Genomic DNA, 354 nt, shown 5'->3' with positions numbered 1-354 from the left:
TACGGGTTCTACCCGCTGTTGCGCAGCATCGGCGCGAACACGCACGGGGAAGCCATCGGCACTGCACAACTGCCGGCGAGCGAGTCTTTTCGGATCGGCCAGCGTCCAAGCCTCATCTTCGCGCCACGCGAAGTGGCGGACGCTCGGCTGAAGGATGGAAGGCTGCACATCCGGCTGTTCGGTCTGGGTATGCTCGGCCCGAATGGACCACTGCCGACTCACGTCACCGAGATCGCACGCGAACGCGAAGAACATCGCAACGACCCGACGCTCGGCAACTTTCTGGACATCTTCCACCACCGTTCGCTGTCGTTGCTGTATCGCGCATGGGCCTTGACGCAGGCAGCAGCCGGT

At 63.3% G+C, this 354-nt stretch carries 1 protein-coding gene; it reads left to right on the top strand.

Annotation, left to right across the window (positions count from 1 at the left end):
• On the top strand, window positions 1–354 hold a 354-nt coding region (locus BG57_RS31045), incomplete at both ends, for a type VI secretion system baseplate subunit TssG (RefSeq protein ID WP_035971184.1).

The organism is Caballeronia grimmiae (assembly GCF_000698555.1).
Classification (GTDB): domain Bacteria; phylum Pseudomonadota; class Gammaproteobacteria; order Burkholderiales; family Burkholderiaceae; genus Caballeronia; species Caballeronia grimmiae.
This window is presented reverse-complemented; position numbering and strand designations above follow the sequence as displayed.